Genomic DNA, 21416 nt, shown 5'->3' with positions numbered 1-21416 from the left:
GAGAGCGTGCGCGAGGGCAGGCATGGATCAACCTGGGTGAGGGGAGCGGCCATGCGTCGTGGTGGACCTTCGGTGCTCGGAATCGTCCTGGCGGGCGGGGAGGGCAAACGGCTGATGCCCCTGACCGCGGACCGCGCGAAACCCGCGGTCACCTTCGGCGGCACCTACCGGCTGGTCGACTTCGTCCTGTCCAATCTCGTCAACGGCGACATCCTGCGCGTCTGCGTGCTCACGCAGTACAAGTCGCACTCGCTGGACCGGCACATCACCACCACCTGGCGGATGTCCAGCCTGCTCGGCAACTACGTCACCCCCGTCCCGGCCCAGCAGCGCCTCGGCCCGCGCTGGTACCTGGGCAGCGCGGACGCCATCCTGCAGTCGCTGAACCTGGTCTACGACGAACGCCCCGAGTACGTCGCGGTGTTCGGCGCCGACCATGTGTACCGCATGGACCCGCGCCAGATGCTCGCCCAGCACATCGAGTCCGGTGCCGGGGTGACCGTGGCCGGGATACGGGTGCCGCGCGGTGAGTCCTCGTCGTTCGGGGTGATCAGCCCCGGCTCGGACGGCCAGACGGTGGAGGGCTTCCTGGAGAAGCCGGCCGACCCGCCCGGTCTCGCGGACGACCCGGAGTGCGTCTTCGCGTCGATGGGCAACTACATCTTCACCACCAAAGCCCTCATCGAGGCGCTCCAGCGGGACGCCGAGGACGAGAGGTCCGTCCATGACATGGGCGGCTCGATCCTGCCCCAGCTCACCGACCGGGGCGAGGCGCAGCTGTACGACTTCAGCGCCAACCACGTGCCCGGCGAGACCAACCGCGACCGAGGGTACTGGCGGGACGTCGGCACCCTCGACGCGTACTACGACGCCCATATGGACCTGATCGCCGAGCGCCCCGCGTTCAACCTCTACAACCGCCAGTGGCCGATCTACACCCACTCGGGCCAGCTCTCCCCGGCCCGGTTCAACGCGGGCGGCATCGCGGGGGAGTCGATCATCAGTGCGGGCTGTCTGATCCGCGGCCAGGTGACCCGGTCCGTGCTCTCGCCGGGAGTGGTGGTCGACCCGGGGGCCGTGGTGCAGGGCTCGGTGCTGCACGACAACGTCCACATAGGGCGGGGCGCGGTGGTGCGCGGCGCCGTCCTGGACAAGAACGTCGAGGTGCCGCCGGGCGCGACGATCGGCGTCAACCCGGAGCGGGACGCCGAGCTGTACACCGTGTCCAAGGGCGGGGTGATCGCCCTGGGGAAGGGACAGCAGGTGTCCTGAGGGGCCCCTGGGGCGGGGGAGGCGTCGAAGGCGGGACTTAATCTGCTGTTAACTGTGCGTAGCTTGATCGTACTTGACCGTAATCGCCCGAGGGCGATTGACTGCTTGCCCACCCGTCGCCGACGCGAGGCAAGCCATTGACTGCTGACCTGCTCGCACCTCTCGACCTGGCGTTCTGGAACATGGAGTCCGCCGAACACCCGATGCACCTGGGGGCGCTCGGCGTCTTCTCGGCGCACTCGCCCACCGCCGGCGCCCACGCGGCCGACCTGCTCGCCGCCCGCGCCGCGGCCGTCCCAGGCCTCAGGATGCGCATCCGGGACGTGTGGCCGCTGGGCTTCCCCACGGTCTTCGGAGGCGCGGCCCGCGAGCCCGCCCCCGACTTCGACCCCCTCCACCATGTGCGGCTGCACGCCCCCACCGACGACTTCCAGACGGCGGCGGGACGGCTCATGGAACGGCCGCTGGAGCGCGGCCGGCCGCCCTGGGAAGCCCATGTGCTGCCGGGCGAGGACGGCACGTCCTTCGCCGTGCTGTTCAAGTTCCATCACGCCCTCGCCGACGGACTGCGCGCGCTGACGCTCGCCGCGGCCGTCCTCGACCCGATGGACATGCCAGCGCCCCGCCCCCGGCCCGCCGAGCCCGCCCGCGGCCTCCTGCCGGACGTCCGCAGGCTGCCCGGCCTCGTCCGCGGGGCCCTCTCCGACCTGGGCCGCGCCCTCGACATCGGCACCTCCGTCGCCGTGTCGACCCTCGGCATCCGCTCCTCCGCCGCCCTCACCTCCGCGCCCACCGGCACCCGGCGCACCGCCGGAGTGGTCGTCGACCTCGACGACGTGCACCGCGTCCGCAAGGCCGTCGGCGGCACCGTCAACGACGTCCTGATCGCGGTCGTGGCCGGTGCCCTGCGCCGCTGGCTGGACGAGCGCGGCGACGGCAGCGACGGCGTGGCGCCGCGTGCCCTCATCCCCGTCTCCAAGCGCCGGCCGCGCACCGCGCACCCGCAGGGCAACCGGCTCTCCGGCTACCTGATGCGGCTGCCCGTCGACGACCCCGACCCGCTGCGCCGCCTGGGCACGGTCCGCACCGCCATGGACCGCAACAAGGACGCGGGCCCCAACCGCGGCGCGGGCGCCGTCGCCCTCCTCGCCGACCATGTGCCCGCGCTCGGCCACCGGCTCGGCGGACCCCTCGTCTCCCAGGCCGCCCGGCTCTGGTTCGACATCCTCGTCACCAGCGTCCCGCTGCCCAGCCTCGGCCTGAAGCTCGGCGGCAACCCGGTCACCGCCGTCTTCCCCTACGCCCCGCTCGCCCACGGCCAGTCCCTCGCGGTCGCCGTCTCCACCTACCGCGGAAGCGTCCACTACGGCCTCGTCGCCGACGCCGAGGCCGTCCCCGACCTCGACCGACTGGCCGCGGCCCTCTCCGAGGAGGTGGCGGCACTGATCACGGCGTGCGAGCCGTGATCGCCAGGCGTCTGGTCGCCACGCGCGAGCCGGAGCCGACCTGGCGCTGATCACTGGCCGTGGGGCAGCGCCGGCCTGGTGCTGATCACCACCCGCGGGTGAGAGTCGTTGCGGTGCCGATCAGCGGCCGCGAGGCCGAGCCGTCGCGGTGCTGACCACCGGTCGTGGGCGTGGGCCTGCACGGTGCTGATTGCCTGCTGTGGGCAGCATTCGTGGCGGTGCCGATCAGAGGCCGCGAGGCCGAGCCGTCGCGGTGCTGACCACCGGTCGCGGGCGTGGGCCTTCGCGGTGCTGACCATCGGCCGCGGGCCAGAGCCGTCGCGGTGCCGACTACCGGTCGCGGGGGTGAGTCTGCACGGTGCTGATTGCCTGCTGTGGGCGGGAGTCGTTGCGGTGCTGATTGCTGGCCGCGAGCCCGAGCCGTCGCGGTGCTGACCACCGGTCGCGGGCCGGGGCCGTCGCCGTGCCGACCATCGGCCGCGGGCCGGGGCCGTCGCCGTGTCGACCATCGGCCGCGGGCCAGGGCCGTCGCCGTGCCGGTCACCGGCCGTGAGGCCGAGCCGGCACCGTGCCGACGCACCGCCCGCGGCCGCTGAGCGTCCCGTTTTTGGCGGTGCGGCCCGGCGCTCCGTAGAATTCGCCGTTCGAAAGCGGGCGCGGTCGGAGCGCCGCACGGGTGAGCAGGGAACGGCAGCGGCCATGACGGTGACACAGGACGGCTCGGCGACCACGGACGAGGTTGCGTACGGCCCCGGCATCGACCCCGAGCGGCTGGCCGTCTGCCTCAGCGTGCTGGACGAGCTCGACAAGCTGGAGGTCGACCACCCCGACGCCATCGCCGTGCGCCGGGCCACCGCGGGCATCTACCGCACGGTCAAGCAGCGCCGCCGCCAGGAGCGCCGGGCCGCCAAGACCGCGCACGACAAGGCGGTCACGGAGTCCACGGCGACCGGCTCCGCGCAGCGCATCGACGACGAGACCGAAGGCATCCTGCCGTCGTCGGTCACCGAGGCCGGGAAGATCGCGGGGATACTCCAGCGCCCCCGCTCCTGCTACACCTGCAAGACGCGGTACGTGGAAGTCGACTACTTCTACCACCAGCTCTGTCCCGAGTGCGCCGCCCTGAACCGCGCCAAGCGGGACGTCCGCGCCGACCTGACCGGCAAGCGCGCGCTGCTCACCGGCGGCCGCGCCAAGATCGGCATGTACATCGCGCTGCGGCTGCTGCGCGACGGCGCCCACACCACGATCACCACGCGGTTCCCGAAGGACGCCATCCGCCGCTTCAAGGCCATGGACGACTCCGCGGACTGGATCCACCGCCTGGAGGTCGTCGGCCTCGACCTGCGCGACCCGGCGCAGGCCGTGGCCCTCTCCGACCAGATGATCGAGCAGGGCCCGCTGGACATCCTGATCAACAACGCGACGCAGACCGTGCGCCGGCTGCCCTCCGCGTACGCCGCGCTCGTCGAGGGCGAGACCGCCCCGCTGCCGGCCGGTGAACTCCCCGCCCACCACGTCATCGGCGCCTTCAACTCCGGCGCGGTGGACGGCCTGGCCGCGCTGCCTGTTGGGGTCTCCGGTCTCGACGCGCAGAAGGTGGCCGACCTCGCCCTGGTCGCGGGCAACGCCAGCGTGGAGCGGCACCGCGACGGCACCGCCATCGACGCGGGCGGCCTGGTCCCCGACGTCGTCGACACCAACACCTGGGTGCAGACCATCGAGCAGATCTCCCCGGTGGAGCTCCTCGAAACCCAGCTGTGCAACTACACGGCGCCGTTCATCCTGATCAGCAAGCTCCGCCCGGTGATGGCCGAGGCGGCGCGCAAGGCGTCCTCGGGCCGCGCGTACGTCGTCAACGTCTCGGCGATGGAGGGCGTGTTCGGCCGCGGCTACAAGGGCGCGGGGCACCCGAACACCAACGCCGCCAAGGCCGCGATGAACATGGTGACCCGGACCAGCGGCCAGGAGATGTTCCAGTCGGACGGCATCCTGATGACCTCGGTCGACACCGGCTGGATCACCGACGAGCGCCCCCACTGGGACAAGCTGCGCCTGGCCGAGGAGGGCTTCCACGCCCCCCTCGACCTCATCGACGGCGCGGCCCGCGTCTACGACCCGATCGTCCGCGGCGAGGTGGGCGAGGACCTGTACGGCGTCTTCCTGAAGGACTACGCGCCCGGCAAGTGGTAAGGCCCTGACCCCGGGCGGTCACTGCGCCGCGGCCCGTACCCGCGTCCCCCCGTCCACCAGCAGGTCTGCCCCGGTCACCCAGCGCGCCGCGTCCGAGGCCAGCCACAGCACCGCGTCGGCGACGTCCTCGGGCTCGCCGATGCGCCGCAGGGGCAGCGCGGCGGCGAGCTCGCCCTCGCGCGGCTCCCACAGGAAGCGGGCCAGCTCGGTGCGTACGAGGCCGGGGGAGACGGAGTTGACCCGGACCCGCGGGGCCAGCTCCCCCGCCAGCTGGCGGGTCAGGTGCAGCAGGGCCGCCTTGCTGGTGCCGTAGGCGCCGATGTCCGGGCCGACGTGCTCGGCGCCCTCCGTGCAGATGTTGACGACGCAACCGCCGTGCTCGCCCAGCCACGCCCGCCAAGCGCACTGCACGAGCCGCAGGGGCGCCTCGACGTTCACGGTGAACGCCTCGCGCCAGGCCCCCGGGTCGATCTCCATGAGCGGGCCGTACGGCTGGTTCGTCGCCGCGTTGTTGACGACCACGTCGAGCCGGCCGTACGCGCGCAGGCACAGCTCCGTCAGCGCCGGTGGATGGCCGGGGTCGGCGATGTCACCGGCCAGGCCGGTCCCGCCCAGCTCCGCCGCGGTGTGCCGCACCTGCGCCGTGTCCCGCGCCGTCACGCACACGCGCATCCCCGCCCCGGCGAGCGCCCGCGCGACGGCGAGCCCGATCCCGCGCGTGGCACCGGTGACGAGCGCGACCCTGCCGTCCAGTCCGTACGACGACGTCATCGACGTACCGTCTCATGACGGTCCGTCAGTCAACAGCCCCCAGGCGGGAGTTGCGGGCCGCGACCAGTTCGAGCACCGTGCGCCAGTCCTCCAGGACGCCGGCGTCGAACCCGGCGCCGCGGCCCTCCTCGCACGCCTGGTGCAGCCGGGCCAGGTCCTCGTCGCCGGGGTCGGTGGCGCGGACGAGCACCGAGATCCGCTCGCCGAGCAGGGGTCGCACCGCGTCCGCCGCGCAGTTCCGTTGGGCGGCCGGATCGCCGGGTCCGAGCAGCGGGCCGATCGCGCGCACCAGCCCCGCGACCTGGAGTTCCTTGTCGGCCGGGCGGCTGCGGCGCAGCAGCGCGGCGGTCCGCAGGGCGTGCTGGTGCAGATCGACGCGGGTGCCCCCGGGGCCGGACGTGTCCCACGCGCCCCGGCAGGCGTACAGCAGATCCATCAGCTCCTCGACACTGCGCAGCTCCATGCGTCAGTCCTCCCGCAGGACAAGCCGTTGCCGTTGCGCCAGCAGATCATGGCCGCCTTGCGAATCGGCCAACGGGACCTGAACTGTGCTGCGTGCTCCCGCACGGCAGGGTGGAGGGAGGGCGGCGAGGGGAATCTGCCGGGCATCGGCGAGCCGGTCGCCCGGGAGCGGAACTCGCTGGTCACGGCACCGATCCCGGTGCGATGATCCCCTGCATGGCGGTTCTCGACATCCTGACCGAAGTGGCCGGAACGGGCCGGTGGGGCCCCGTGGCCACCGGCGCCGACTGGCACGAGATCACCGCGGCCTTCGGCGAGCCCCGGGACACCGGATCGACGACCGACTGGCCCCGCCTCTTCGCCTACGGCGACCTCGAACTCAGCGTCTGCCGGTGCCGCAGGGTCGTTCTCGTCTGCGTCCAGACCTGGCGCGACGTGATCGAACTGCCGGGAGAGCCCCATGCGTTCCCCGCCGCCGTGACCTACGACGATGTCACGCGCGCGCTCGACGGCGCCGGCTGCCCCTGGGAGCCCGACGCGTCCCTCACCTTCGGCGACCAGTGCGCGCTCACGGCCCTGCCCAGCGGAGCGTCCTTCGTCTTCGAGGCCGACCGGGGCGCCGAACCGGTCCTGAATGTCGTCGGACTGCCGGGCGACTTCCACGACTGCCACGCACGGTGCACCTCGTGACACACGCGCCCCAACAGCGTGGCGGCGAGGGGATGAAACAGGACGACTTCAGACAGTAACCCCGAGTTTTCAGCCCCATCGAGCGGGCACCCGCTCATTTGGTTACCCTGTAGCGGACGGACAGCAACACTGGGTCCCACCCACACCCACGGTCCGTCACCGGGACATGCCGGTTCACAACGGCCTGCTCCACACGAGGAACCGGCGCCACCGCGTCCGAACTGCCAATGACTCGAACCCGAGAGGCATCAGACGCCAGGCGCGAAGGACCCGGCGCTGTGCCCCGAGGGTGATCCGACACATAAGGAGTGCGCGGTGACACCGGAGAAGACGAATCGCGAACAACGCCCCAAGGAACGCCCGGAACGCTCCGGCAGCCGGAGCGGACAGCTCGGCAGCCTCGACGTGTGGGCCCGTTCCGCACCGATCCGGCTGGCCGGCTACGAGGACGACCTCGCCGAGCCCCACATCCTGCCCAGCGTCGACTGACTCTTCGCGATCGCCGACGGCATGGGCGTGCGAAACTGCCGCCCATGCCGATCAGGGAACACGCCGTCGTCGAGACGTACCCGGCCGTCAAGCCGTACAGGGCGCTGTGAACGCCGTACCGGACCCCCTCACCGAGGCCGAGGTCGCCGAGGCCGAACGGGAGTTGGGGGTCCGATTCCCGGCCGAGTACCGCACCTACCTGCTGCGGGTCAGCGCGGGCGGCGCCGTCTCCCGGCTCCGGCGCACGGCCGAGGGCTGGTGGTGGGACGGCAACGGCGACACCCGGCGGGACCTGCTCGCCACGGCCTTCCCGCACCCGGACTCCTACGACGCGGCCGACGACGCGCTGTTGGCACGGGAACCCCGGGCCGAGGACTTCCCCGACGCCGACTCCCACGCCCGGGCCTGGCGGGCATGGGACGACGAGGCCGGGGAGTTCGAGGACTGGAAGACGGCGGGCGCGATGGTCGCGGAGGAGGAGGGCTGCGGCTTCGCCACCCTGCTCGTCCTGACGGGCCCACTGGCCGGCACGGTGTGGTGGGACGGCCGGGCCACCTGCGACCGCATCGTCCCACTCTCCTTGAATCACCTCCGCGGCGCACGTCCGGTCACCTTCGGCGAGTGGCTCACCCGCGATTCCTGGGGGCTGCTGCCGCCCGGCTGGGGCTGACGCTCAGTCCAGCGGCGCCGTCCGCCGCCACGGACGCAGCCCCTCCAACTGCTCCGCCAGCGCCAGCAGATCCGCCTCCGTGCCCGGGCGGCCCACCAGTTGTACGGCGCAGGGGGCCCCGGAGGGCAGGGTGCCGACCGGGATCGCCATGGCCGGCCAGCCGGTGAGGTTCCACGGTGGCGTCATGGGGGAGTAGTTCGTGTCGGCCAGGACGTTGCGCAGCCAGCCCCGCTCGTGCCAGGGCCCGGCCTTGGGGGAGCGGCGGGCCAGGGCGGGCATGAGCAGGACGTCGTACTCCGTGAAGAACGGTTCCAGGCGGCGGCGCAGTCGCTCGCGGCTCTCGCCGGTCCGGACGCGCCCTACGAACCGCCGTCCTACGGCCGCGTGGACGCGGGTGCGCCGGTGCAGCAGGCCCGGGTCCAGACCGCGAGCGTCCGTCGCCGTGCCGGCCGTCCAGTGGGCGAGCGCGGTGAGGCCCAGCGACAGCGGGTACGGCGGCTCGGCACGCCGTACCGGGTGGCCCGCCTTGATGAGCAGCCCGGCGGCCTCCCGCACGGCGTCCGTATACGGCTTGGTCACGGCGACCCCGGCGAGGGGGCTGCGCAGCGACACGGCGATCCTGTGCGCGCCGGTGGGGGTCGCGCGCTCGGGCGGGGTGTCGGCGATGACCGCCAGCAGCAGACGCGCGTCCTCGACCGTCGTGGCCAGCGGCCCGTTCTCGGACATGCCGAACCAGTCGCCCTCACCGATGCCCGCGGGCACCACCCCGGTCCCGGGTTTGATCGTGACCAGACCGCAGTTGGCCGCCGGGATGCGCAGGGAGCCCATGCCGTCGTTGCCGAGCGCGATCGGTGTCATCCCCGCGGCGACCGCTGCCGCGCTGCCGCCCGACGAGCCGCCCGCCGTGCGCGTGGTGTCCCACGGATTGCGGGCGATGCCGTGCACGCCCTCCGTCGTACCGAAGACGCACAGCTCCGGTACGTTCGTCAGCCCCACCACGACAGCGCCCGCGGCGCGCAGCCGGGCCACCGTGACGTGGTCCTCGGCGACGGGCGTGTCCGGGGTCGCGGCGGAGCCGACACGCAGCGACTCACCGCGCACGCCGAGATTGTCCTTGACGGCCACCGGCACGCCCGCGAGCGGCAGTTCGGCCAGGTCGCCGCGCGAGCCCACCTCGTCCGCCTCCGCCAGGGCCGCCTCGGCGCGGACCGTGCGGAAGGCACCGATCCGGCCGTCGAGGCGCTCGATCCGGTCGAGATGCTCGGCCACCACCTCGCGCGGCGTGGCCCGCTTCTCCCGTACGGCGGCGGCTATTTCGGCGGCGGTGCGGCCGACCCAGCTGGTCACGGGGGCTCCTTCGGGGGGTGCGCGGGGACTTACTCGCGAGTACGCAGGGAGAACTCTGCCCCTCGACGGCCTCCGCGTCGAGAGCGTGTCTCACCTCAGATGCCGGTCGAAGAACGCCGTCGTCGCGTCCATCGAGTCCGGCCAGCGCGGCCCGAAGGTGTGCCCTTCACCGGCGTAGGTGCGCAGCTCCACGTCCTTCCCGGCCGCCTCGAACGCGGCGACCGTGTGCCGGGTCCAAGCGAGCGGGCAGGTGTCGTCCGCGGTGCCGTGGTGGATCAGCAGGGGCTCGGTCACCCGGTCCACGAACGTCAGCGGCGAGACGTTCCGCCAGAACTCCGGGTTCTCCTCGGGCGTGCCGTGCTCGGCGTCGATCTCGGCGGCGATCGGGTCGCCCTCGCCGCGCTGGAAGTGGTCGATGTTCTCCTCCGGGCGCGCGCTGACCGGCGCGAAGGCCACGGCGGCGTCGAACAGTCCCGGCGCCACCACCAGCGTGTTGTAGACGACACCGCCACCCATCGACCGGCCCAGCAGCCCGAGCCGGTCACCGTCGATCTCCGGCCGCCCCGAGGAGCGCAGGGCCAGCGCCGCGCCGATGACGTCCTCGGTGTAGCCGAGACGGAGGCCTACGTCGTTGTCGGGGTCCTTGTCCGAGCGTGCGTGGTTGCGGTAGTCGGTGTGCAGTACGACGTAACCCTCGCGCGCGAGCCGATCCTGCTCCCGGGCAAGTCCCCGCCCCGTGCTGTAGACGGCCGGATCGATGTAACCGTGCGCCAGCACCAGCGCGGGGAACGGCCCCTTCCCCTCGGGGATGTTCATGAGCCCCGAGATCGTCAGCCCGTCGCTCTCGTAGGTGACGGCGTACGAGGTGTAGGCGTCCGTACGGGCGATGACGTTCCCGAGGCGCAGGTCGGAGCCGCGGTGCTCCCGCTGGATGTGCGCCGCGATCGACACCGGGTCGACGGGCGACGGGGACGCTGTAGCAGGGGAACTGGTGGCGGGCGGCGGCGGGCTCTCGCGCGCACCGTCGTCGCCGCCCCCGGTGCAGCCGACCGCGACGAGCAGCGACAGCCCGGCGGCGGCACAGACGAGTTCGCGCAGCCGCATGGGGCCATTGTCACCCGGCGGGCCCGGCCGGGGAGGCGGGAGCCGCCCGGGGCCGGGGTCTGGGCCGCCGGGGCTCGAACCGTGTGTGGCCGTTGGCCGGGCGCGGCCGTCGAGGGCAGGCGGGGTTCAGCTCCTGCGGCTCCTGCGGGCGAGGGGCGGGCCGGGTGTAAGGCCGGCCGGGGCTCGGCCCGTGCGGTTGTTGCCGGTGAGGAAGGGGTGCCGTTGCTCAGGTCCCGCGTGCCGCCCCCGTGCTGTCGCGCTCGATCAGCCGCGGTACCGGTACGCGTACCGTTCGGGCCGGGCCGCCGTCCAGGAGTGTGGTCAGTTCGCGGGCTGCGGTGCGGCCGAACTCCACGCTGTCGCGGGAGAGGGCGGAGAGCCAGGGTTTGACCATGCGGCACAGGGCGGAGTCCTCCCAGGCGACGACCGAGACGTCGGCCGGGACGGAGAAGCCCAGCTCGGTGGCGGCGGCGACGCCGGCGAGGGCCATCACGTCGTTGTCGTAGATCAGCGCGGTGGGGGGAGTGGTGGCGCCGAGGACGCGGCGGGTGACGGCCGCGCCCGCCGTGTCCGAGTAGTCGGTGGTGACCGAGTGCACCTCGCGCAGCCCGCGCCGCGTGGCCTCGGCGGCCAGCGTGCGGATCCGGCGCTCGGTGTGGGCGAGGCCGGGGAGCCCCGCGATGTGCACGATGCGCCGGTGGCCGAGGGCGTAGAGCCCGTCCACGACCGAGGCCATCGCGCCGGCGTCGTCCGCCCAGACCGTCGAAAGACCGGGGTGCCGTTCGTCCGGGGCGCCGCCGATCACCACGGCCGGCAGCCCGAGTTCGTCCAGGAGGCCGGGGCGCGGGTCGTCGGTGCGCGGGTCGACCACCAGCACCCCGTCCACCCGGTGCTCGGCCCACCACCGCCGGTAGACCGCGCACTCGTCGCCGACGTCCTCCACCACCTGGAACAGCAGCCCGAGATGACGCTCTGCCAGCACCTCCTGGATGCCCGAGACGAGCTGGAGGAAGAACGAGTCCACGCCCAGGGTGTCCGCGGGACGCGCCAGCACGAAACCGACCGTCGCCGCGCCCTCGCCGGACAGTGCGCGGGCCGCCGTACTGGGCCGCCAGCCCAGCTCCTCGGCGACCCGGCGCACCCGTTCCCTGGTGTCCTCCGAGACCCCGGGCCGGCCGTTCAGCGCGAACGACACCGCGCTCTGGGACACCCCGGCATGCCGCGCGATGTCCTTCATCGTCGGCCGTCGGGCCGGCGACCGCTTGCCTGACAAGGTGTTTCCCCATTCCCGCGATGCTTTCTCGCCACAGTGTGCACTAATGCGGTTCAGCAGGACAGACCTAAAGCGTATTAGTGCTAAACGAATTAGCTGCGCGAAAGTCATTGACGGGCCCGTGCGGCGGCATGCAAGGTCTGCCTCGTTGCCCCGATCCCCGCCGTCAAGGAGGCCGGTTCACGGTGCCCGTTTCCCGCAGAACCCTCGCTGCCGCAATCGCCGTCTGTGCCCTACTGCCGCTGAGCGCGTGCGGCTCCGACAACGACGGCGGCGGCTCGTCCGACGCCTCCGGCAAGGTCGAGGGCGACATCACCTTCCAGACCTGGAACCTGCGCGCCAACTTCAAGCCGTACTTCGAGGGCGTGATCGCCGACTTCGAGAAGAAATACCCCGGCACGCACGTGAAGTGGGTCGACCAGCCCGCCGAGGGCTACGCCGACAAGATCAGCGCGGACGCGGCCGGCGGCACCCTGCCCGACGTCGTCAACGTCTCCCCGGACCTCGTCGCACCGCTGGCCAAGGCCGGACTCGCCCTCGACCTCGACAAGGCCGCCGGCCAGTACAAGAAGGAGTACCTCGACGGGGCCTGGGCCAGCCACCGGATACCGGGCATGACCGGCACGTACGCCTTCCCCTGGTACCTCAACACCGGCCCGCTGTTCTACAACAAGTCCCTGTTCAAGGAGGCCGGGCTCGACCCCGAGCAGCCGCCGAAGACGTACGAGGACGTGTTCTCCGCCGCCCTGACGATGGCCGAGAAGACCGACGGCAAGGTCGCCACGCTCGCCAACGTGCCCACCGTCGAGGACTTCGGCCGCTACGGCGTCGAGCTGATGAACACCGAGGGCACCGCCTTCACCTTCAACGATGCCAAGGGTGTCGAACTCCTCACCAAGTACAAGGAGTTGTACGACGCCAAGGCCCTCGACCCGCAGGCGCTGACCGCCACCCCCGAGTCGTCCGGCAAGAAGTTCCTCACCGGCGCCGTCGCCATGAACCCCGGCAGCGCCCTGGACCTCGGCAACTTCAAGAAGCAGGCACCCAGCCTGTACAAGAACATCGGCATCACCGACCAGATCACCAGCACCGGCCACGTCAACATGTACGTGATGGGCGTGATGGTGAACGCGCAGACCGAGCGCACCCCCGCCGCGGTCGCCTTCGCACACTTCGTCACCGACGCCACCCGGCAGATGGCGTTCGCCGAGCAGGTCGCCATCTTCCCCAGTACCGCCGGCTCGCTCGACGACCCGTACTTCACCAAGGAGGACGGCACCGACGAGACACGCGTGCGGGTGGCCGCCGCCAAGTCGCTGAAGACCGCGGTCAATTACACGCCGGTGCTGTTCAGCGAGCAGATGAAGACCGCGCTGCGCAACGAGGTCGCCAAGGCGCTGCAGGGCAAGCAGAGCCCCAAGGAAGCTCTTGACAACGCTGTCAAGGCCTGCAACACGCTGCTCCAGCAGCAGGGGTAGCCATGTCGGCCACCATGACCCGGGTGCGGCGCCAACTGCCGGTAAGCCCCTGGCTGTTCGCCGCCCCCGGCCTGCTGATCGTCGGCGCGTTCATCCTGTACCCGTTCGTCTCCACCCTGGTGAACGCCTTCACCGACCGGCGCACCCTGGTCCCGGGCGAGTTCGTCGGCCTCGCCAACTTCCGTGAGCTGCTGCACGACGACATGTTCTGGATCGGCCTGCGCAACAGCACGCTGTACGTCCTCGGCGTCGTACCCGCGCTCGTCGTCCTGCCCCTGCTGCTCGCCCTGTTGGTGCAGAAGAACATCCCCGGCATCGCCTTCTTCCGGTCCGCCTTCTACACGCCGGTCGTCGCCTCGATCGTCGTGGTCGGACTGATCTGGGTGTGGCTGCTCGACGAACGCGGCCTGGTGAACTCGCTGCTGGAGACGGTCGGCATCGGCCGGGTCGGCTTCCTCAGCGACCAGTGGCTGCTCCTGCTGAGCGCCATGGCGGTCACCGTCTGGAAGGGCCTCGGCTACTACATGATCATTTATCTGGCGGCGCTGGCGAACGTGCCGCGCGAACTGCACGAGGCCGCCGCCGTGGACGGCGCGGGACCGGTGCGCCGTTTCCTCACCGTCACCGTGCCGGCCGTCCGCTCCACCATGGTCCTGGTCGGCGCGCTCTCCTCGGTCGCCGCCTTCAAGGTGTTCTCCGAGGTGTACCTGATGGCAGGCCCGGACGGCGGACCGGCGGGCGAGGACACCACCCTCGTCATGCTCGTCCAGCGCACCGGCACCGGCCTGACCGGCCGCGTCGGCTACGCCTCCGCCATCTCCGTCGTCGTCTTCGTGGTCACCGTCGCGCTGATGCTGCTCGTGCTGCGCGCCGACCGGAAGGACGAGTCATGAGCGTGCTGGAGAAGGTGCGGCCGGCGCCCGTCGCCAGTGAGCCCCGGGTCACCGACGAGCACGGTCGCCGCGTACGGATCTGGGAACTGGCCCTGCGCTACGCCCTGTTGCTCGCCGTACTCGCCCTGACCGTCGGCCCGTTCCTGTGGCAGCTGTCGACCTCGCTCAAAGGGCCGACGGAGGACATCTTCAGCTCCCCGCCCAAGTTCCTGCCCGGCGACCCCACCCTGCACAACTACGAGCGGGTCGCCGAGACCATCCCGGTCTGGGACTACGCCCTCAACTCCCTGAAGGTCGCCACCGCCAACGTCGTGACCAACTGCGTCGGTTCGGCCCTCGCGGGCTACGCCCTGGCCCGGCTGCGCTACCGGGGCCGCCGCGTGACCACCCTCGTCTTCATCCTGGCGATGCTCGTCCCGGTGGAGGGCATCATCATCGCCCAGTTCACCACCATGCGGGACCTCGGCCTCAACAACACCCTGATCGGCGTGGTCCTGCCGGGCTGCATCGGCGCCATGAACGTACTGCTGATGCGCAACGCCTTCCTCAACCTGCCGTACGAGATCGAGGAGGCCGCCTACGTCGACGGCGCCAACGTGTGGCAGCGGTTCCTGCGGATCGCGGTGCCCTCGGTCAAGGGCACCCTCGCCGTCGTCGCGATCTTCGCCTTCATGGGCGCCTGGGACGACTTCCTGTGGCCCCTCATCGTGCTGAGCGACCCGGACAAGTTCACCCTCACCATCGGCCTCAACTACCTGCACGGCACCTTCGCCAACGACGAACGGCTCGTCGCCGCCGGCACCGTCATCGCCGTGGCACCGCTCATCGCCCTCTTCGCCTGCCTCCAGCGGTACTTCTTCCGCGGCGTCGGCGAGGGAGCGGTCAAGGGCTGACCCCCCGACCGTGCTCAGGGCTGAACCCCCCAACCCAGTTCAAGGACACCGCATGCCTTCTGCCGTGCGCTTCGGCGTCAACTACACCCCGAGCGTGGGGTGGTTCCACCACTGGCTCGACTTCGACCTGGACTCCGTCCGCGCCGACCTCGACTCGATCGCCGCGCTGGGCCTGGACCACATCCGGGTCTTCCCGCTGTGGCCGTACTTCCAGCCCAACCGCACGCTGATCCGCGAGCGGGCCGTCGCGGACCTGGTGCGGCTCGCCGACGCCGCCGCCGAACGCGGCCTCGACGTCAACGTCGATGGTCTGCAAGGCCACTTGAGCAGCTTCGACTTCCTGCCGGCCTGGACCCGCACCTGGCACCGCCGCAACCTCTTCACCGACCCGGACGTCCTCGACGGCCAGGCCTCCTACCTGCGCACGCTCGCCGCCGCCCTCGCCGACCGGCCCAACTTCATCGGAATGACCCTCGGCAACGAGGTCAACCAGTTCTCGGCCGGCCCGCACCCCGACCCCGACCGGGCGACGAGCACCCAGATCGACGCCTGGCTCCAGCGCATGCTCACCGCCTGCGAGGAGGGCGCCCCCGGCCGGCTGCACCTGCACGCCGAGTACGACGCGACCTGGTACCAGGACGACCAGCCCTTCACCCCGGCCCAGGCCGCCCGCCGCGGCGCCCTGACGGCCGTGCACTCCTGGGTCTTCAACGGCACCGCCCAGCGCCACGGCCGTACCTCCGTGCCGACCGAGCACCATGCCGCGTACCTGATCGAGCTGAGCAAGGCCTGGGCCGACGACCCGCACCGGCCGGTCTGGCTCCAGGAGGTCGGCGCGCCGGCCCCCCTCGTCCCGGCCGAGCACGCCGCCGCCTTCACCGAGGCGACCGTGGCCCACGCCCTCGACTGCCCCGACCTGTGGGGCATCACCTGGTGGTGCTCCCACGACGTGTCGCGGAAGCTGGCCGACTTCCCGGAACTGGAGTACGGGCTGGGACTGCTGACCAGCGACCGGCAGCCCAAGGACACGGCCCGGGTGCTGGCGCGCGCGGCGAGCACGCCGCCGCCCGCCCCGGCCCCGCGCAGCACCGCGCTCGTCGTCCCCGACCACCCCTCCAGGCGCTCACTGTGCGCGCCGGGCGGCCCCGTCTTCGAGGCCTACTTCCGGCTGGTGGCCGACGGCGCCCGCCCCACCACCGTCCTCGACACCCGCGCCGACGACCCCGCCCACCTCGCCGCCCGCGGCATCACCGACGTCATCACTCCCGACCAGGTACTCCCTATCCCGCAAGGAGGCACCCGCTCGTGAACCCCACCAGGCGCACCGTCCTGCTCGCCGGCACCGCGGCCGCCCTGCTGCCCGCCCTCCCGGCGGCGGCCGCCCCGAAGAACGGCGCGACCCCGCCGTACGCCTCCTACTGGTACCCGGACTCGCTGCCCTCGGGCAGCCCGGGCGCCGGTATCACCTGGCGCAGCCTGAAGTCCTGGCGGGCGGCCGACGACCCCGACCTCGCCTTCAACGCGGCCTCCGTGCCGCTGGCCGCCCGCTTCACCCCGTCCCCGGCGAACACGACGGCCCGCTCGGACCAGGCCCGTATCCAGTCCCTGGTCTCCTTCGGACCGACGTCGAGCAACCCCTCCCAGGGGTCGGCCACCGCCGACTACTACGCGCTCACGCACTGGGCCTACATCGACGAACTCGTCTTCTGGGGCGGCTCCTCGGGGGAGGGGCTGATCCTCGCGCCCAACGCGCCGGTCGTGGACGCCGCCCACCGCCACGGGGTGCCGGTCCTGGGCAATGTCTTCCTGCCGCCGGTGGCCTACGGCGGGCAGTTGCAGTGGACCCGTGACCTGGTGCAGAAGGACGCGGCGGGACGGTATCCGCTGGCCGCGCAGCTCGTCGCGGTCGCGTCGGCGTACGGCTTCGACGGCTGGTTCGTGAACGCCGAGACGAGCGGCGGGAACACGGCCCTCGCCACGGACATGCTCGGCTTCCTGAAGGAGCTGAAGTCCCTGGCCGCGGCCCGTGGGCAGCGGGTGACCTGGTACGACTCGATGACCGTGAACGGCACGGTGAGCTGGCAGGGCGCACTGAACTCGCAGAACCAGCCGTTCTTCGAGGCCGCCGACGACATGTTCGTCGACTTCCGCTGGACCGCGAGCACGCTGGCCGCCTCCGGCCAGCGGGCGGACGGGCTGGGGCGCAGCCGGTACGAGCTGTGGGCGGGCGTCGATGTGGAGGCGAACGGCTGGAACTCCTCCGTGAACTGGGACGCGATCGTGCCGACGAACAAGGCGCACGTCGTCTCCGTCGGCTTCTACCGGCCCGAGTGGACCCGCAACCACCTGCCCGCGACGCGCACGCCGGGCGAGTTCCACGCCGCCGACGACCGGTTCTGGACGGGCCGCTCGCTCGATCCGTCGCGGCCCGACGGCACGGACGGCTGGCGGGCGCCCGCCGTGTCCGTCGCCGACCGGTCGACGGTGACCCCGATGCCTTTCGCGAGTGTGTTCAACACCGGGCACGGGCTGCGATGGTACGAGGAGGGCGCGGTCACCTCGGACCGGCCCTGGAACCACCTCGGCCTGCAGGACCGGCTGCCGTCCCGGCGGTGGGTGGTGCGGACGCCGGGGCAGCGGCCGGCCGTCGGCTTCGACTTCGCCGACGCGTGGCGAGGGGGGAGCAGCGTGCTGGTGGAGGGTGAACTGGACGCTCCGACGGTGCTGGATGTGTATGCGACACGGCTGCCGATCGGTGTTGACACGGTTGTCGAGCTGACACACCGGACCGACATGGGCGCCGTGAATGTCGAGCTCGCCGTGGCCACCGCCGAGCCGGACACGCCGGGGTCGACACCGCCGTACACCTATCTGCCTGTGAACTCGGTCAACACATGGCAGACGTCGACCGTACGGCTCACCGGGCTGAGCGGGAGCGTGCGGGCGCTCGGGGTGCGGCTGACCGGGGTCGGCGGGCCGGTGAAGTGGCGGCTGGGCGGGATCGCGGTCCGCGACGCGGCCGACACTCCTGCCGCGCCCTCCGGGCTCCGGATCACCGGCGCGAGCGGCGGCGATCTGCGCCTTGCCTGGAACCCCGCCCCCGGTGCCGTCCGCCACTACACCCTGCACCGGATCCTGCCCGACGGCACCCGGCGCTTCCTCGGCGGCACCGGCCAGCGCGCCTACTTCGTCGCGGGCCTGCAACGCGAACAAGGCGAGCGGGCGGCGCGGTTCGAACTGCGTGCCGTGGGGGAGCTGTACACGTCGTCGGCGCCCGTGACCGTGACCCACCCCTGGTAACCGTCCCCCTCCACAGCCTTGGAGCACCCCTCATGCATGACGACCGCAGCCTGGTCGAGGCCCGCCTCAAGCGCGTTCTCGACGAGCGCATCCGCCCCGCCGTGTACCCCGAGTCCGTACCGCTTGAGGTGGCGGTGTGGCATGCCCCCGGTGAGCCGGTGCCGGTCGCCGAGGGGCTGGCGGCCGAACCCGAGCCGATCGAGGTCGGCGCGCGCTGGGGTGCTCCATGGGGCACCAGCTGGTTCCGGGTCACCGGGACCGTCCCCGAGGCCTGGGCCGGGAAGACCGTGGAGGCGCTGCTGGACCTCGGCTTCGACGAGAACATGCCCGGCTTCCAGTGCGAGGGCCTGGTCTACCGGCCCGACGGCACCCCGGTGAAGGGCCTCAACCCGCGCAACCAGTGGGTGCGGATCGGCGCCCCCGTCGAGGGCGGAGAGGAGGTCAGGCTGCATGTCGAGGCCGCCTCCAATCCCGTCATCCTCGACTACCACCCCTTCCTGCCCACGCAGTTGGGCGACAAGGAGACCGCCGGGAGCGAGCCGCAGTACACCCTGACCCGTATGGACCTCGCCGTCTTCGACGAGACCGTGTGGCAGCTCGTCCTCGACCTGGAGGTGCTCGGCGAGCTGATGGCCGAGCTGCCGGTGGAGTCGGCGCGCCGCTGGGACATCCTGCGGGCCGTCGAGCGCGCCCTGGACGCGATCGACCTCCAGGACGTCAACGCCACCGCGGCGCAGGCGCGGGTCCGTCTTGAGACGGTCCTGTCCGAACCCGCCGTCCCCTCCGCCCACCGCATCAGCGCGGTCGGCCACGCCCATATCGACTCCGCGTGGCTGTGGCCGCTGCGCGAGACCGTCCGGAAAGTCGCCCGTACGACCTCCAACATGACCGCCCTGCTGGAGGACGAGCCGGAGTTCGTCTTCGCCATGTCCCAGGCACAGCAGTGGGCGTGGGTGCGCGACCACCGGCCCGAGGTGTGGGCGCGGGTGAAGAAGGCGGTGGCCGACGGGCGGTTCGTGCCGGCGGGCGGCATGTGGGTGGAGTCGGACACCAACATGCCGGGCTCGGAGGCGATGGCCCGTCAGTTCGTGCACGGCAAGCGGTTCTTCCTCGACGAGTTCGGCGTCGAGAACGACGAGGCCTGGCTGCCCGACACCTTCGGATTCGCCGCCGGACTCCCGCAGATCATCAAGGCGGCCGGCTCCAAGTGGCTGCTGACGCAGAAGATCTCGTGGTCGCAGACCAACAAGTTCCCGCACCACACCTTCCAGTGGGAGGGCATCGACGGCACCCGGATCTTCACCCACTTCCCGCCGGTCGACACCTACAACTGCTCGATGAAGGGCAGCGAAATCGCCCACGCGGCCCGCAACTTCAAGGACAAGGGCGTGGCCCGGCACTCCCTCGCCCCCACCGGCTGGGGCGACGGAGGCGGCGGCACCACCCGCGAGATGATCGGCAAGGCGGCCCGGCTGCGCGACCTCGAAGGCTCGGCGACCGTCGTCTGGGAGACCCCGCAGGAGTTCTTCACCAAGGCCGAGTCCGAGTACCCCGACCCGCCGGTCTGGGTCGGCGAGCTCTACCTCGAACTCCACCGCGCCACCCTCACCAGCCAGGCGAAGACCAAGCAGGGCAACCGGCGCAGCGAACACCTCCTGCGTGAGGCGGAACTGTGGGCGGCCACGGCCGCCGTGCGCACCGGATTCCCTTATCCCTACGAGGTGTTGGACCGGATCTGGAAGACGGTGCTGCTGCACCAGTTCCACGACATCCTGCCCGGGTCGTCGATCGCGTGGGTGCACCGGGAGGCGCGGCGGACGTACGAGCGGGTCGCCGAGGAGCTGAACGGCATCATCGAGGCGGCCCAGCGGGCGCTGGCGGGAGAGGGATCACGGGATCTGGTGTTCAACTCGGCGCCGCACAGCCGGGCCGGGATCCCCGCGGGCGGCGCCGCGGCCGCCGTCGTATCCGAACCGGCCCGGCCGGCCCCTCGCGACGGCGGCGGCTTCGTCCTGGACAACGGCCTGCTGCGGATCGGGATCGACGCGCAGGGGCTGGTGGTCTCGGCCTACGACGTCGAGGCCGACCGCGAGACCGTCGCCCCGGGCGCGGCGGCGAACCTGCTCCAACTGCACGCCGACTTCCCCAACATGTGGGACGCCTGGGACGTCGACGAGTTCTACCGCAACACGGTCACCGATCTGACCGACGCCGACGAGGTCGTCCCCGACGGGGCGGGCGTGCGGATCGTCCGCACCTTCGGCGCCTCCCGCGTCACCCAGATCCTCACGCTCTCCCCGGGCGAACGGCGGCTGTTGCTCGACACGGAGGTCGACTGGCACGAGACGGAGAAGTTCCTCAAGCTCGCCTTCCCGCTCGACGTGCACGCCGAACGCTATGCCTCGGAGACCCAGTTCGGGCACTTCCACCGCCCCACGCACACCAACACCTCCTGGGAGGCAGCCAAGTTCGAGGCCTGCAACCACCGTTTCGTCCACCTGGAGGAACCCGGCTGGGGCGTGGCGATCGTCAACGACTCGACGTACGGCCACGACGTCACCCGCACGGTCCGCACCGACGGCGACCGCGGTACGACCACCACCGTCCGCGTGTCGCTGCTGCGCGCCCCGCGCTTCCCCGACCCCGAGACCGACCAGGGCGTCCACCGCTTCCGGCACGCGCTGGTACCGGGCGCGGGCATCGGGGACGCGGTCCGCGAGGGCTGGCGGATCAACCTGCCCGAGCGTCGGACGACCGGCGCGTCCGAAGTGGCCCCGCTCGTCACCGTCGACCGGGACGCGGTCGTCGTCACCGCGGTCAAACTCGCCGACGACGGCAGCGGCGACGTGGTGGTGCGGTTCCACGAGGCGCACGGCGGGCGGACCCGCGCCACCCTCGCCCTGGGCTTCGCCGCGACCGGCGTCCAGGTCACCGATCTGCTGGAACGCCCGCTGCCCGAGGCGGCGGCGCCCCGGCTGGACGGCGACCGGATCGGCGTACGGCTGCGTCCGTTCGAGCTGATGACGCTGCGGCTGAAGCGGGCCTGATCCCCGGCGGGTTCAGGGGCGGAGGAAGCCGAGCAGCCAGCCGGCGACCGCCCTGGTCAGGCCGGAGA

General features: G+C 72.0%; 17 protein-coding genes. 12 read left to right on the top strand and 5 right to left on the bottom strand.

Annotated elements, in window-relative coordinates:
* The first annotated feature begins 51 nt into the window (after nucleotides 1-51).
* The 3 genes from glgC (at nucleotide 52) to AB0Q90_RS04225 (ending at nucleotide 4931) form a co-directional block, all read left to right on the top strand.
* Entirely contained in the window at nucleotides 52-1272 is a 1221-nt protein-coding gene (gene glgC, locus AB0Q90_RS04235) for a glucose-1-phosphate adenylyltransferase (protein ID WP_363158905.1), read from the top strand.
* A 137-nt stretch (nucleotides 1273-1409) separates the two neighbouring features.
* On the top strand, nucleotides 1410-2738 hold the full coding sequence (locus AB0Q90_RS04230; RefSeq protein WP_363158904.1) for a wax ester/triacylglycerol synthase family O-acyltransferase: 1329 nt from the start codon (nucleotides 1410-1412) through the stop codon (nucleotides 2736-2738).
* Nucleotides 2739-3437: 699 nt separating this feature from the next.
* Complete coding sequence (locus AB0Q90_RS04225) at nucleotides 3438-4931, top strand: SDR family NAD(P)-dependent oxidoreductase (protein WP_363158903.1); 1494 nt, start codon at nucleotides 3438-3440, stop codon at nucleotides 4929-4931.
* Between the two features lie 18 nt (nucleotides 4932-4949).
* Here AB0Q90_RS04225 and AB0Q90_RS04220 read toward each other — a convergent pair whose 3' ends face one another.
* Both AB0Q90_RS04220 and AB0Q90_RS04215 read right to left on the bottom strand, forming a co-directional pair.
* Nucleotides 4950-5702, bottom strand: coding sequence for an SDR family oxidoreductase (locus tag AB0Q90_RS04220; RefSeq protein WP_363158902.1), 753 nt, complete (start codon nucleotides 5700-5702; stop codon nucleotides 4950-4952).
* 25 nt (nucleotides 5703-5727) lie between these two features.
* A complete protein-coding gene (locus AB0Q90_RS04215; protein WP_363158901.1) occupies nucleotides 5728-6165 on the bottom strand; it encodes a hypothetical protein in 438 nt (145 codons plus the stop codon).
* Nucleotides 6166-6380: 215 nt separating this feature from the next.
* Here AB0Q90_RS04215 and AB0Q90_RS04210 point away from each other — a divergent pair, with 215 nt between their 5' ends.
* From AB0Q90_RS04210 to AB0Q90_RS04200, 3 genes are all read left to right on the top strand, one after another.
* Complete coding sequence (locus AB0Q90_RS04210; protein WP_363158900.1) at nucleotides 6381-6854, top strand: hypothetical protein; 474 nt, start codon at nucleotides 6381-6383, stop codon at nucleotides 6852-6854.
* Nucleotides 6855-7169: 315 nt separating this feature from the next.
* Nucleotides 7170-7343: a hypothetical protein gene (locus AB0Q90_RS04205; RefSeq protein WP_363158899.1), complete on the top strand. Its 174-nt coding sequence runs from the start codon at nucleotides 7170-7172 to the stop codon at nucleotides 7341-7343.
* A 106-nt stretch (nucleotides 7344-7449) separates the two neighbouring features.
* Entirely contained in the window at nucleotides 7450-8013 is a 564-nt protein-coding gene (locus tag AB0Q90_RS04200) for an SMI1/KNR4 family protein (protein WP_363158898.1), read from the top strand.
* 3 nt (nucleotides 8014-8016) lie between these two features.
* On the opposite strand, the gene AB0Q90_RS04195 is transcribed toward AB0Q90_RS04200, so the two are convergent.
* From AB0Q90_RS04195 to AB0Q90_RS04185, 3 genes are all read right to left on the bottom strand, one after another.
* Nucleotides 8017-9360: an amidase family protein gene (locus tag AB0Q90_RS04195; protein ID WP_363158897.1), complete on the bottom strand. Its 1344-nt coding sequence runs from the start codon at nucleotides 9358-9360 to the stop codon at nucleotides 8017-8019.
* Nucleotides 9361-9450: 90 nt separating this feature from the next.
* The gene (locus AB0Q90_RS04190; protein ID WP_363158896.1) at nucleotides 9451-10464 is read right to left on the bottom strand and encodes a prolyl oligopeptidase family serine peptidase; all 1014 of its coding nucleotides are present in this window, start codon (nucleotides 10462-10464) and stop codon (nucleotides 9451-9453) included.
* 226 nt (nucleotides 10465-10690) lie between these two features.
* A complete protein-coding gene (locus tag AB0Q90_RS04185; RefSeq protein ID WP_363159086.1) occupies nucleotides 10691-11701 on the bottom strand; it encodes a LacI family DNA-binding transcriptional regulator in 1011 nt (336 codons plus the stop codon).
* Between the two features lie 221 nt (nucleotides 11702-11922).
* On the opposite strand from AB0Q90_RS04185, the gene AB0Q90_RS04180 reads away from it, so the two are divergent.
* From AB0Q90_RS04180 to AB0Q90_RS04155, 6 genes are read left to right on the top strand one after another with little or no spacing between them, the layout of a single operon-like run.
* Nucleotides 11923-13215 carry a sugar ABC transporter substrate-binding protein gene (locus tag AB0Q90_RS04180; RefSeq protein ID WP_363158895.1) on the top strand — a complete coding sequence of 431 codons (1293 nt, stop codon included), beginning with the start codon at nucleotides 11923-11925 and terminating at the stop codon, nucleotides 13213-13215.
* Between the two features lie 2 nt (nucleotides 13216-13217).
* Nucleotides 13218-14108, top strand: a complete 891-nt coding sequence (locus tag AB0Q90_RS04175; RefSeq protein WP_363158894.1) for a sugar ABC transporter permease — start codon at nucleotides 13218-13220, stop codon at nucleotides 14106-14108.
* Entirely contained in the window at nucleotides 14105-15001 is an 897-nt protein-coding gene (locus tag AB0Q90_RS04170) for a carbohydrate ABC transporter permease (RefSeq protein WP_363158893.1), read from the top strand. The genes AB0Q90_RS04175 and AB0Q90_RS04170 overlap by 4 nt, the downstream gene beginning before the upstream one ends.
* Nucleotides 15002-15053: 52 nt before the next feature.
* The gene (locus AB0Q90_RS04165; protein WP_363158892.1) at nucleotides 15054-16310 is read left to right on the top strand and encodes a glycosyl hydrolase; all 1257 of its coding nucleotides are present in this window, start codon (nucleotides 15054-15056) and stop codon (nucleotides 16308-16310) included.
* The gene (locus AB0Q90_RS04160) at nucleotides 16307-18301 is read left to right on the top strand and encodes an endo-beta-N-acetylglucosaminidase (RefSeq protein ID WP_363158891.1); all 1995 of its coding nucleotides are present in this window, start codon (nucleotides 16307-16309) and stop codon (nucleotides 18299-18301) included. Before AB0Q90_RS04165 ends, AB0Q90_RS04160 begins: the two co-directional genes overlap by 4 nt.
* Nucleotides 18302-18333: 32 nt before the next feature.
* Nucleotides 18334-21348 (top strand): glycoside hydrolase family 38 C-terminal domain-containing protein, encoded by a 3015-nt coding sequence (locus AB0Q90_RS04155; protein ID WP_363158890.1) that lies wholly within the window; start codon nucleotides 18334-18336, stop codon nucleotides 21346-21348.
* Nucleotides 21349-21416 lie beyond the last annotated feature (68 nt).

This window comes from Streptomyces sp. NPDC079141, assembly GCF_040686775.1.
GTDB lineage: Bacteria > Actinomycetota > Actinomycetes > Streptomycetales > Streptomycetaceae > Streptomyces.
The sequence above is the reverse complement of the archived record's forward strand: the minus strand, read 5'-3'. Positions and strand labels throughout refer to the sequence as shown.

What these genes read in the sequence shown, in the direction of transcription:
- glgC (WP_363158905.1), top strand. Translation starts at nt 52, where the DNA reads ATGCGTCGTGGTGGACCTTCGGTGCTCGGAATCGTCCTGGCGGGCGGG.
- AB0Q90_RS04225 (WP_363158903.1), top strand. Translation starts at nt 3,438, where the DNA reads ATGACGGTGACACAGGACGGCTCGGCGACCACGGACGAGGTTGCGTAC.
- AB0Q90_RS04220 (WP_363158902.1), bottom strand. Translation starts at nt 5,702, where the DNA reads ATGACGTCGTCGTACGGACTGGACGGCAGGGTCGCGCTCGTCACCGGT.
- AB0Q90_RS04215 (WP_363158901.1), bottom strand. Translation starts at nt 6,165, where the DNA reads ATGGAGCTGCGCAGTGTCGAGGAGCTGATGGATCTGCTGTACGCCTGC.
- AB0Q90_RS04210 (WP_363158900.1), top strand. Translation starts at nt 6,381, where the DNA reads ATGGCGGTTCTCGACATCCTGACCGAAGTGGCCGGAACGGGCCGGTGG.
- AB0Q90_RS04190 (WP_363158896.1), bottom strand. Translation starts at nt 10,464, where the DNA reads ATGCGGCTGCGCGAACTCGTCTGTGCCGCCGCCGGGCTGTCGCTGCTC.
- AB0Q90_RS04185 (WP_363159086.1), bottom strand. Translation starts at nt 11,701, where the DNA reads ATGAAGGACATCGCGCGGCATGCCGGGGTGTCCCAGAGCGCGGTGTCG.
- AB0Q90_RS04175 (WP_363158894.1), top strand. Translation starts at nt 13,218, where the DNA reads ATGTCGGCCACCATGACCCGGGTGCGGCGCCAACTGCCGGTAAGCCCC.
- AB0Q90_RS04170 (WP_363158893.1), top strand. Translation starts at nt 14,105, where the DNA reads ATGAGCGTGCTGGAGAAGGTGCGGCCGGCGCCCGTCGCCAGTGAGCCC.
- AB0Q90_RS04165 (WP_363158892.1), top strand. Translation starts at nt 15,054, where the DNA reads ATGCCTTCTGCCGTGCGCTTCGGCGTCAACTACACCCCGAGCGTGGGG.
- AB0Q90_RS04155 (WP_363158890.1), top strand. Translation starts at nt 18,334, where the DNA reads ATGCATGACGACCGCAGCCTGGTCGAGGCCCGCCTCAAGCGCGTTCTC.